General features: G+C 57.0%; 9 protein-coding genes. 8 read left to right on the top strand and 1 reads right to left on the bottom strand.

Going from position 1 to position 12083, the window contains the following annotated elements; genetic code table 11:
• The 3 genes from AC0IXH_RS00005 to tadA all read left to right on the top strand — a co-directional run.
• A partial coding sequence (locus AC0IXH_RS00005) for a PTS sugar transporter subunit IIC (RefSeq protein ID WP_471719714.1) occupies positions 1 to 696 on the top strand: 696 nt, incomplete at its 5' end.
• Between the two features lie 3 nt (positions 697 to 699).
• Positions 700 to 1338 (top strand): phosphatidylglycerophosphatase C, encoded by a 639-nt coding sequence (gene yfhb, locus AC0IXH_RS00010; protein WP_041692099.1) that lies wholly within the window; start codon positions 700 to 702, stop codon positions 1336 to 1338.
• Positions 1339 to 1378: 40 nt separating this feature from the next.
• Entirely contained in the window at positions 1379 to 1894 is a 516-nt protein-coding gene (gene tadA / locus AC0IXH_RS00015; protein WP_013203418.1) for a tRNA adenosine(34) deaminase TadA, read from the top strand.
• Between the two features lie 27 nt (positions 1895 to 1921).
• Here tadA and mltF read toward each other — a convergent pair whose 3' ends face one another.
• Entirely contained in the window at positions 1922 to 3379 is a 1458-nt protein-coding gene (mltF, locus tag AC0IXH_RS00020) for a membrane-bound lytic murein transglycosylase MltF (RefSeq protein ID WP_013203417.1), read from the bottom strand.
• Between the two features lie 269 nt (positions 3380 to 3648).
• On the opposite strand from mltF, the gene purL reads away from it, so the two are divergent.
• The 5 genes from purL (at position 3649) to glnB (ending at position 12067) form a co-directional block, all read left to right on the top strand.
• Complete coding sequence (gene purL, locus AC0IXH_RS00025; protein WP_471719715.1) at positions 3649 to 7539, top strand: phosphoribosylformylglycinamidine synthase; 3891 nt, start codon at positions 3649 to 3651, stop codon at positions 7537 to 7539.
• Between the two features lie 590 nt (positions 7540 to 8129).
• Positions 8130 to 9560, top strand: coding sequence for a sensor histidine kinase (locus tag AC0IXH_RS00030; protein ID WP_041692098.1), 1431 nt, complete (start codon positions 8130 to 8132; stop codon positions 9558 to 9560).
• Complete coding sequence (gene qseG / locus AC0IXH_RS00035; RefSeq protein WP_049789621.1) at positions 9560 to 10255, top strand: two-component system QseEF-associated lipoprotein QseG; 696 nt, start codon at positions 9560 to 9562, stop codon at positions 10253 to 10255. Before AC0IXH_RS00030 ends, qseG begins: the two co-directional genes overlap by 1 nt.
• Complete coding sequence (gene glrR, locus AC0IXH_RS00040) at positions 10252 to 11586, top strand: two-component system response regulator GlrR (protein ID WP_013203413.1); 1335 nt, start codon at positions 10252 to 10254, stop codon at positions 11584 to 11586. The genes qseG and glrR overlap by 4 nt, the downstream gene beginning before the upstream one ends.
• 142 nt (positions 11587 to 11728) lie before the next feature.
• Positions 11729 to 12067, top strand: a complete 339-nt coding sequence (glnB, locus tag AC0IXH_RS00045) for a nitrogen regulatory protein P-II (protein ID WP_013203412.1) — start codon at positions 11729 to 11731, stop codon at positions 12065 to 12067.
• Positions 12068 to 12083: the final 16 nt, after the last annotated feature.

Below are 12083 nucleotides of genomic sequence, written 5' to 3' on the forward strand. Positions count from 1 at the left end.
CTGGTGGTTGTGCTGATGTGCTGGATTGAAAAAAAGCTGCGGCAGTGGCTGCCAGAAGCACTGGAGCTGATCCTTAACCCACTTCTGACTACACTTATCACGGCAACGCTGGCGATTGTGGCATTACAGCCGCTTGGCGGGATCATGTCAGATGCGATTGCGCACGGCGCAACCCTGGCCATCGATCGCGGTGGCATCCTGGTCGGCGCGCTACTGGCGGGCACGTTCCTGCCGTTGGTGTTAACCGGTTTGCATCAGGGCATGGTGCCGATTCATGTCGAGCTGGTTCAGGCGCATGGCTACAACGCGCTGCTGCCAATTCTGGCAATGGCCGGGGTAGGGCAAGTGGGCGCTTCACTGGCGGTACTGCTGAAAACCCGCAATGCGCGACTGAAAAAGCTGGTGAAGGGGGCGCTTCCGGTGGGGATTTTGGGTATTGGCGAGCCGTTGATCTTCGGCGTCACGCTGCCTTTAGGCCGGCCATTTATTGCCGCCTGTCTGGGCGGTGCGGTCGGCGGCGCGGTGATCAGCTATGCCAAGGTGGCGACGGTGATTACTTTTGGTATTTCGGGTCTGCCGCTGGCGCTCACTATCATCTCTGGTAAGGTAATGCTCTATCTCGCAGGGTGGCTTGCCGCGGTAGTCTGCGGTTTTCTCTTTGCCTGGTTTATGGGATTCAATGACCCTGAGGAGTAATTTTTGATAACTGGTCAGGAACGACGCGTGGTGTTTTTTGATTTAGACGGCACGCTGCATCAGCAGGATATGTTCGGCACCTTTATGCGCTATTTACTGAAGCGCCAGCCGTTGAACCTGCTATTGGTGGTGCCGTTGCTGCCGGTGATTGGCGCCGGTTTACTGATAAAGGGACGGGCGGCACGCTGGCCGATGAGCCTGCTGCTGTGGTCGATCACCTTTGGCCATAGCGAGGAAAGCCTGACGGCGAAGGAAAATGCCTTTGCGCAGTGGTTCCGTCAGCGCGTCACGGCCTTCCCGGTGGTTCAGCAACGGCTGACGGACTATCTGAACAGCTCGGATGCGGACGTCTGGTTAATCACCGGTTCACCGCAACGGCTGGTGGAGCAGGTCTATTTTGACTCGGCTTTCCTGCCGAAGGTAAAGCTGATCGCCAGCCAGATGAGCCGCGGTTTCGGTGGCCGGGTGCTGTCGATGCGCTGCCTGGGGCATGAAAAAGTGGCCCGGCTGGAAGAGAAGATCGGCACGCCGTTGCAGCTGTACAGCGGCTACAGCGACAGTAAGCAGGATAACCCGCTGCTGTTCTTCTGCCAGCACCGCTGGCGCGTCACGCCGCAGGGCGAGCTGCAACAGCTTGAGTAAAACAGGTATACTGTGCCGCGTTTTTTAGCTGGAGACTCAGGTGAGCGACAAAGTAAGCGATGAATTCTGGATGCGCCATGCTCTGATGCTGGCGCGTCGTGCCTGGGAAGAGGGTGAAGTGCCGGTCGGTGCGGTGTTGGTACAGGGCGATAAGGCGATTGGCGAAGGCTGGAACCGCCCGATCGGCCACCATGATCCCACTGCGCATGCCGAGATTATGGCGCTGCGTCAGGGTGGGAAAGTGCTGGAAAACTACCGGCTGCTGGACACCACGCTGTACGTCACGCTGGAGCCTTGCGTGATGTGCGCCGGGGCGATGGTGCATGGACGGATCGGCAGGCTGGTGTTTGGCGCAAGGGATGAGAAAACCGGCGCAGCAGGATCGCTGATCGACGTGTTGGGCCACGCAGGCATGAACCATCAGGTTAAGGTGGAAGAGGGGATGCTGGCGGAAGAGTGCGCGGGCATGCTGAGTGATTTCTTCCGTCACCGTCGCGCAGAAAAAAAGGCACTGCGCCTGCAACAACGCGAGCAGGCTGCCGAAGACGACCAGTGAGTTGCGGTCTGTTGCCCCTGAATGCCGTTAGTTCAGCGCAATTTTAGGGGCCACAGCCGGATAGCCTTCCCCCATCTCGGCTTCATAAGCCGCCTGCTGTGCCAGCTTCCGCTCCTGATCCTGCAAATAGCCCACCAGGCTTATCTGATACAGCCGGATGTTTTCCACGTAGTTATAGGCTTCCTGACCACGGGCATAGCCATAGTTGGTCTGACTGTAATAGCGTTTCTGGCTCAGCATCGGCAAACGCAGCTTCACATCTGCCCAGCTATCCGGATTTCCCTTCTGTTTTTCCGTTAGCTTACGGGCATCCAGCATATGGGCATAACCCATGTTATAGGCCGCCAGAGCAAACCAAATCTTCTCATCGTCTGGGATGGTTTGCGGCACTTTTTCCATCATTCGCACCAGATATTCACTGCCGCCACGGATGCTTTGCTCGGGATCGGTGCGGTCACTGACGTTCAGACTTTCAGCCGTGTTGCGGGTCAGCATCATCATGCCGCGCACGCCGGTCGGGGAGGTTGCCTGAGGATTCCAGTGCGACTCCTGATAGGAAATCGCCGCCAGTAAACGCCAGTCGATTTCGCTGGCATACTTTTCAAACAGCGGGCGAATATCCGGCAGCGTGCCATCAATGGCGCGCAGGAAGGTGCGGGTATCGACATAATCGAAGGTCCCCACGTGGCCGAGGTACTTCTCATCCAGACGGGCCATCGCGCCTTCTTCACCCATCTGATTAAAGTAGTCGAGCATCGCTGCATTCAGGCTGTCGTCCTGATCGCGCTGCATATACCAGGTAATCGGCTCTTCATCGGTAATATCAAAGGCGACCGCCAGCTGCGGATGGATGCGCTGGAGCAGGGCGATCGACACGGAATCCCCCACCGTGTAATCCAGTTTGCCATCGGCCACCGCTTCCAACAGGGTGTTCGGGCTCTGATCGGTCGAAATCGCCCAATCCAGATCGGGATACTGATTCTGCTTAATGCCGCGCAGGGTGGAAAGGTAGGCAGAGTCGGAGGCGACGGTCAGTCGGCCATGCAGCTCACCGAGGTTTTTTGGCCGTGGCTTACCCATCCGGTAAACCAGTTGCTGGGATACGGAGTAATAAGTGGGGCCAGTACGAAAGCGCGATTGACGTTCGCCGCTGTAAATTAAGCCTGCGGCCAGCACGTCAGCTTTATCATCTTCCAGGTCGTCAAACAGGTCACTGAGGTTTTGCCGGACGGTGATCTGCAGCTTCACGCCAAGATAATCAGCGAAGCGTTTCGCCAGCTCATAGTCCATTCCGGCTGGGGCTTTATTAATGGTGTAGTAAGTCAGCGGGGAAGTTAACGTGCTCACACGCAAAACTCCCCGTGATTTTATCTGCTCTATCTGGTCCTGTTGACCCCCGTACCAGGGGATCGATGGCCACAGTGCCAACGCAAGCAGCACGGTAACCAGGCCGATGAAAAGATAATTAATTTTCAGGCGTTTCAAATGGTTATCTCTCGATTGCTCTCAGGTTCTGTCTGTAACGGCAGTATTTGATGTCTATAATGGTTCCTGAGCGTGGGGCATTTTGCGCAACTCGGTGCCCCTGCGCAACTGAATTCAACCTGAATTGTGTGAATTTCAGCCAATTCCCTGGTGCGATTTATTCTGCGCAAACGGTTTCGTAACCGGTGGGGATTCTCTATAATACCGCCCGCTTTCCCTGTTGCGCCCAAAGAAGCGTCGCCCGGCGCTTCGAAGACGAGAGATCTTTGATGATGGAAATTCTGCGTGGTTCGCCCGCTTTGTCGGCATTTCGTATTACTAAATTGCTGGCCCGCTTTCAGGACGCTCACCTGCCGGTGAGTGACATTTACGCTGAGTACGTCCATTTTGCTGACGTCAGCACGCCTCTGGCTGCTGATGAAAAAGCCCGTTTACAGCGCCTGCTGAAGTACGGTCCCTCTCTCGCGGAACATACGCCGGAAGGGCGCCTGATCCTGGTGACACCACGTCCGGGAACCATTTCGCCGTGGTCGTCCAAAGCCACCGACATCGCGCACAACTGCGATCTGCCTCAGGTGCTTCGTCTGGAGCGCGGTCTGGCTTTCTATGTTAAGGCCCCACAGCTGACCGACGCCCAGTGGTCGTTGCTGGCTGCGCTGCTGCATGACCGCATGATGGAAGTGGTCCTCAGCGATTTGAGCCAGGCTGAACAGCTGTTTGCTCATCACCAGCCTGCTCCGCTGCAAAGCGTCGACGTGCTGGGTGAAGGCCGTGACGCGCTGGATAAAGCCAACCGTAAGCTGGGTCTGGCACTGGCCGATGATGAAATCGACTACCTGCTGGCGGCCTTTGAAAAACTCGGGCGCAACCCGAACGACATCGAGCTGTATATGTTTGCCCAGGCGAACTCCGAGCACTGTCGTCATAAAATCTTCAACGCCGACTGGATTATCGACGGCGAGCAGCAGCCAAAATCGCTGTTCAAGATGATCAAAAACACCATGGAGAAGACCCCGGACCACGTGCTGTCTGCCTATAAAGACAACGCCGCGGTGATGGAAGGTTCTCAGGTGGGCCGTTTCTATGCGGACGCAGAAAAAGGGCTGTACGACTTCCATCAGGAAGAAGCGCACATTCTGATGAAGGTCGAAACCCATAACCACCCGACGGCGATTTCGCCATGGCCGGGTGCGGCAACCGGTTCAGGCGGTGAAATCCGTGATGAAGGCGCAACCGGACGTGGCGCGAAACCGAAAGCGGGTCTGGTTGGCTTCTCGGTTTCTAACCTGCGTATCCCAGGTTTTGAACAGCCGTGGGAAGAAGACTTCGGCAAACCTGACCGTATCGTCACCGCGCTGGATATCATGACCGAAGGCCCACTGGGCGGCGCGGCATTCAACAACGAATTTGGTCGTCCTGCGCTGAATGGCTACTTCCGTACCTATGAAGAGCAGGTCAACAGCCATAACGGCGTGGAGCTGCGCGGTTACCACAAGCCAATCATGCTGGCTGGCGGCATCGGCAACATCCGTGCTGACCATGTGCAGAAAGGCGAAATCACCGTCGGTGCCAAGCTGATCGTGCTGGGTGGCCCGGCGATGAACATTGGTTTAGGCGGCGGTGCAGCCTCTTCCATGGCTTCCGGCCAGTCTGATGCCGATCTGGATTTTGCTTCGGTACAGCGCGACAACCCAGAAATGGAGCGTCGTTGCCAGGAAGTGATCGACCGCTGCTGGCAGCTGGGTGAAGACAACCCGATTCTGTTTATCCACGACGTGGGTGCAGGCGGTCTTTCTAACGCGATGCCTGAACTGGTCAGCGACGGCGAGCGCGGCGGTCGCTTCAACCTGCGTGACATTCTTAACGACGAACCGGGTATGACCCCGCTGGAAGTCTGGTGTAACGAGTCCCAGGAACGCTATGTGATGGCGGTTGCGCCAGAGAAGCTGGAACTGTTTGCCGAACTTTGTAAGCGTGAACGTGCGCCATTCGCGGTGATCGGCGAAGCCACCGAAGAGATGCATCTTTCTCTGGAAGACAGCCACTTCGATAACAAGCCTATCGATATGCCGCTGGACGTGCTGCTGGGTAAAACCCCGAAAATGACCCGCGATGTCACCACGCTGAAAGCGCAGGGTGAGCCGCTGATCCGCGACAGCATAACGGTTGCGGATGCGGTGAACCGTGTTCTGCACCTGCCTGCGGTCGCTGAGAAGACCTTCCTGGTGACCATTGGCGACCGTTCGGTTACCGGTATGGTTGCGCGCGATCAGATGGTTGGCCCGTGGCAGATCCCGGTGGCGAACTGTGCGGTGACCACGGCCAGCCTCGACAGCTACTACGGTGAAGCGATGGCGCTGGGCGAACGTGCGCCGGTTGCCCTGCTGGACTTTGCCGCATCCGGCCGTCTGGCGGTGGGTGAAGCGTTGACCAACATTGCCGCTACGCAGATTGGTTCGCTGAAGCGCATCAAGCTTTCGGCTAACTGGATGGCCGCAGCCGGTCACCCGGGCGAAGATGCCGGTTTATATGAAGCGGTGAAAGCGGTTGGCGAAGAACTTTGTCCGGCGCTGGGCATTACTATCCCGGTGGGCAAAGACTCCATGTCGATGAAAACCCGCTGGCAGCACGGCACCGAACAGCGTGAAATGACCTCACCGATGTCGCTGGTGATCACCGCGTTTGCCCGCGTGGAAGACGTGCGCCGCACCGTAACGCCTCAGCTGCAGCCGCAGCAGGATAACGCGCTGCTGTTAATCGACCTCGGCAAAGGCATCAATGCGCTGGGCGCCACGGCGCTGTCACAGGTTTATCGTCAGCTGGGCGACAAGCCGGCAGACGTGCGTGACGCGCAGCAGCTGGCAGGCTTCTTCAACGCCATGCAGGTGCTGGTGGCGGATGGCAAACTGCTGGCTTACCACGACCGTTCAGACGGTGGTTTGCTGGTCACGCTGGCTGAAATGGCCTTTACCGGTCACTGCGGTGTTGAAGCGGATATCGCTGCGCTGGGTAACGATTCACTGGCCGCGCTGTTCAACGAAGAGCTGGGTGCCGTGATTCAGGTGGCTGCGGCAGACCGTGCTCAGGTTGAGCAGGTGTTTGCTCAACACGGTCTGGCTGACTGTGTGCACGTCCTTGGCAAGGCCGTTCAGGGCGATCGTTTCGTGATCACCTCTGGCGACTCTGCGGTGTACAGCGAAAGCCGCACCACGCTGCGTACCTGGTGGGCAGAAACCACCTGGCAGATGCAGCGTCTGCGTGATAACCCGGCCTGTGCCGATCAGGAACACGAGGCCAAGAAAAACGACCAGGATCCCGGCCTGAACGTGGCGCTGACCTTTAAGCCAGAAGAAGATATCGCCGCGCCATACATCGCGACCGGTGCGCGTCCGAAAGTTGCCGTGCTGCGTGAGCAGGGCGTTAACTCCCACGTTGAAATGGCGGCCGCGTTCCACCGCGCCGGTTTTGATGCGGTTGACGTGCACATGAGTGACCTGCTGGCAGGACGCCGTGGTCTGGAAGCGTTCCAGACGCTGGTTGCCTGTGGCGGCTTCTCTTATGGTGACGTGCTCGGCGCAGGCGAAGGTTGGGCGAAGTCGATTTTGTTCAACTCCCGCGTGCGTGATGAGTTCGAAACCTTCTTCCACCGTCCGCAAACGCTGGCACTGGGCGTCTGTAACGGGTGTCAGATGATGTCCAACCTGCGCGAACTGGTGCCGGGAAGCGAAGCCTGGCCGCGCTTTGTGCGCAACCAGTCCGAGCGCTTTGAAGCCCGTTTCAGCCTGGTGGAAGTGGCGGCAAGCCCATCACTGATGCTGGAAGGCATGGTGGGTTCGCGTATGCCAATTGCGGTATCGCACGGTGAAGGCTTCGTGGAAGTGCGTGATGATGCGCATCTGGCGACGCTGGAGCACAAAGGTCTGGTGGCATTACGCTTCGTTGACCACTTCGGTAAGGTGACTCAGCAGTACCCGGCGAACCCTAACGGTTCACCAAACGGTATTACCGCGGTGACCAACGAAAGCGGTCGCGTGACCATCATGATGCCGCACCCGGAACGTGTGTTCCGTACGGTGAGCAACTCATGGCACCCGGAAGAGTGGGGCGAAGACAGCCCGTGGATGCGGATCTTCCGTAACGCGCGCAAACAACTCGGCTAAGTCGGGTTTACAGGGCAACCCTCCGGGGTTGCCCTTTTACGTTCTGCCCACCTGTTGCAAAATTGCGACAGTGGCCTGTTGGCACTGTCGCCAATAAGTGACATCTAAGTTATTGATTTCACTCACTCGCTGAGTTTTATCCGAATAACGTTTCTATTCAGCGACAGTTTCTTTTGACCATCAGGTCCGGAACGCGCTGACTCCAGTTACCCCGCATTTATCTTTGTTATAGAAATCATTGTGTTAATGATTAATTATAAAATTGGCACGACTATTGCTAATATCTCTGCAGTGGCTCATTCACCTGGTTACGACAGCCCTGCGAAAGCGGTCAAGCGCTTCATAACAACCCGAATGACGCACAATACGGTGCCTGCCGTCCACCAAACCGATACAGTCCACTTTGTGGCTCTATCAAGCTTCGGACGCAACGTTGAGTTAGGCACCACCTAATTTTCTGTGATGACGGATGTCCTCACAGCGTGAATGGCAGATTCTTTGAATCTGCCATTTTTCGTTTTGGATCCAGGGCTTTCTTCCCGCGCGTCACTCAGCTAGCATCGTTGCAGCGTGCAAAATGAGAAACTCTTGTGAAAAAATGGCGTTTATTCCCTCGTTCCCTTCGTCAACTGGTATTAATGGCCTTTCTGCTGGTGCTGCTGCCTTTACTGGTGCTGGCCTGGCAGGCATGGGAAAGCCTGTCTGCGCTGAGCGAAAGGGCGGCGGATACCAACCGCACTACGCTGACCGACGTTCGTCGCAGCGAGGCGATGGCGCGAACCGCGCTGGAACTGGAGCGTAGCTATCGGCAGTACTGCGTGCTGGACGATCCGATGCTCGCCAACCTCTATCAGACCCAACGCACCAAATACGCGCAGATGCTTGATGCCCAATCCTCCGTACTGCCCGACAGCCGGATTGCCACCACGCTGCATAACGCCTTGGGCCAGCTGGTAAAAATCAGCTGCGATAACAGCAATCCAGTGAAGGCCGCTTCCGACGCGCTGGAGGCGTTCTCGACGGCAAATGCGCAGCTGGTTCAGTCGACGCGCGAAGTGGTTTTCTCGCGCGGTTTACAACTTCAGCGCGAAATTGCCGAACGCGGCCAGTATTTCGGCTGGCAGGCGCTGATATTGTTCTTACTGAGCCTGGGATTGGTGCTGCTGTTTACCCGAATGATTATCGGCCCGGTCAAGGCGGTTGAGAGAATGATTAATCGGCTGGGAGAGGGCAGACAGCTTAGCCACAACCTGGCGTACAAAGGCCCGCGTGAATTGCGCTCGTTAGGGCAACGGATCCTCTGGCTGAGCGAACGGCTTGCGTGGCTGGAATCCCAGCGCCATGAGTTTTTGCGTCATATTTCTCATGAGCTTAAAACCCCTCTGGCCAGTATGCGTGAAGGCACCGCGCTGTTAGCGGACGAAGTGGTGGGCACCTTAACGCCGGACCAGCAGGAAGTGGTCAGCATCCTCGATCAAAGCAGCCGCCATTTGCAGCGGCTGATCGAGCAGCTGCTGGACTACAACCGCAAGCTATCTGAAGCCCCGGTGGCGATGGGCGAGGTGCAGCTGGATCCGTTGATCAACGGCATCGTCAGTTCGCACAGCCTGACCGCCAGAGCTAAAATGATGCAGACTGAAGTGACGCTACCGGTTGCGGCCTGTCGCGCCGACGCCACGCTGCTGGCGCGGGCCATCGATAATCTTTACTCGAATGCGATACATTACGGCGGAGAATCCGGTACCATCTGGATCCGCAGCCGCCAGCAGGGGCGCAAGGTGCTGATCGAGGTCGCAAATACCGGCAGCACCATCCCTGAAGGCGAGAGAAAAATGATCTTTGAGCCTTTCTTCCAGGGCAACCAGCAGCGCAAAGGCGCCGTAAAGGGCAGCGGACTTGGGCTGAGCATCGCCAGGGACTGTATCCATCGCCTGCAGGGCGATCTGCAACTGGTTAACAGTGAAGCGGAAGAAGTCTGTTTTCGTATCGAACTTAACGCCATCGTCGGGAATGCCCAATAATGAGAACCCTCCCTGTTTCCGCTGTGGTCGCCATCGCTATGCTGTTGGCGGCATGCAGCAGCAAAGCCCCCGATCCGGCCATGACCATTAACGGTAAACCGCTGACCGAACCCGAAATCAAAATCGTCAATTTCCAGCTGATTGACTGCAACCGCTTATGGGACATCGACAGTGACACGGCGCTGAACAGTTCACTGTACTGGTTACGGGCGATGGATTGTGCGGTGCGTCTTTCCCCGGCTGAAGCCCGTGAAGAAGCCCGGCGCTGGCCAACGGATAACTGGCAAAGCGCCTTCAAGCAGGGCGTATTGCTGAATAATGGCAACGTCACGCCGGTCGAACGGCGGCAGTATATGGCGCGGCTGGACACCTTTAGTGCCGACTATCCTTCTTCGCTGCGTCCACTCATTCAACTGTGGCGGGACGATCAGATGGGGCTACTGCAACTGTCGGAAGAGAGAACCCGCTACCACCATCTGCAGCAAAGCAGTGATGCCGAGCTGGATGCGTTGCGCCAGCACCAGTTGGCGTTAACTAACGAACTCAGCGTCACCCGCCGTAAGCTGGAGTCACTGACCGATATTGAACGCCAGCTCTCATCCCGCCGTTCTCCGGATGCGTCCGATAGCAGCCACACCGATAAGAGCGACGGAAGCACGCCGGCCACAACACCCGAGGATGCTGCGCAGCCATGATAAAGAAATCAGCCAATCTGCTGCTGGTGGACGACGATCCCAGCCTGTTGAAACTGTTGGGAATGCGTTTGAGCAGCGAAGGCTTTAGCGTGCAAACGGCCGAAAGCGGGCCGGAAGCGCTGCGATTGTTGCAAAGGGAGAAGATCGACCTGGTGATCAGCGATCTGCGGATGGACGAAATGAATGGCGTCGAGCTGTTTAACGAAATCCAAAAGCAGCAGCCTGGCATGCCGGTGATCATTCTTACCGCCCACGGTTCAATACCTGAAGCGGTCTCCGCTACCCAGCAGGGCGTGTTCAGCTTTCTGACCAAACCCGTCGACCGCGATGCGCTTTACAGTGCTATCGATCAGGCGTTGGCACACCGCGCACCCGCAAGTGATGATGCCTGGCGCGAAAGCATTGTGACCCGCAGCCCGGTAATGCTGCGCTTGTTAGAACAGGCCAGAATGGTCGCTCAGTCGGATGTCAGCGTGCTGATCAATGGCCAGAGCGGCACCGGCAAGGAGATCCTCGCCCAGGCGATCCATGCCGCCAGCCCAAGAGCCGGCAAAGCCTTTATCGCCATTAACTGCGGTGCCTTGCCTGAGCAGTTGCTGGAATCGGAGCTGTTTGGTCACGCCAAAGGGGCCTTTACCGGCGCGGTCAGCCAGCGTGAAGGTCTGTTTCAGGCAGCCGAAGGCGGCACGCTGTTCCTCGATGAAATCGGCGATATGCCACAGGCGTTGCAGGTGAAATTGCTGCGCGTGTTGCAGGAGCGCAAGGTGCGTCCGCTCGGCAGCAACCACGATCAGGACATTAACGTGCGCATCCTCTCGGCAACGCACCGCGATCTGCCGAAAGCGATGGAAAAGAAAGAGTTCCGTGAGGATCTCTTCTACCGCCTGAACGTGGTTAACCTGAAAATTCCCGCGCTGCATGAGCGTTCAGAAGACATTCCGCTGCTGGCGAATCATCTGTTGAAGCAGGCGGCCGAGCGGCACAAACCCTTTGTGCGCAGTTTCTCGACCGACGCGATGAAGCGACTGGTGGCCGCCAGCTGGCCGGGGAATGTCCGTCAGCTGGTCAACGTGATTGAACAGTGCGTGGCGCTGAGTTCGGCACCGGTGATTGGTGAAGCGCTGGTTGAACAGGCGCTGGTGGGCGAAAACACCGCGCTACCGACCTTCGTGGAAGCGAGAAACCAGTTCGAACTCAATTATTTACGCAAGCTGCTGCAAATGACCAAAGGCAACGTCACCCATGCCGCACGTCTGGCCGGGCGCAACCGCACGGAATTCTATAAGCTGTTATCCCGCCACGAGCTGGATGCCTCTGATTTTAAAGAGTAGTTTTTTTGTGCCGCTTCACGGCTGAGATATGTTAGCTTAAGCACGCTGAAAAAGAGACAGACCGCGCAGCGGGAGCTGTCCGTTGCACGTATACTGAACAGAGATTACTCTCCGGCCGCGGAGAGAATGAAAAGGGTCTGCCATGAAAAAGATTGATGCCATAATCAAACCGTTCAAACTCGACGATGTGCGTGAAGCACTGGCCGAAGTAGGGATTACTGGAATGACCGTGACTGAAGTGAAAGGCTTCGGTCGTCAGAAAGGACACACCGAGCTTTATCGTGGTGCGGAATACATGGTCGATTTTCTGCCGAAGGTGAAGATTGAGCTGGTTATCGCTGACGATATCGTCGATACCTGCGTCGAAGCCATCATGCGTACCGCGCAGACCGGCAAAATTGGCGATGGCAAAATCTTTGTCTTTGATGTGGCACGCGTGGTGCGTATTCGTACCGGCGAGGAAGACGAAGAAGCGATCTGATTTTTCGCCTCTCCCG

The sequence above is a fragment of the Erwinia sp. AC075 genome (genome assembly GCF_979253995.1).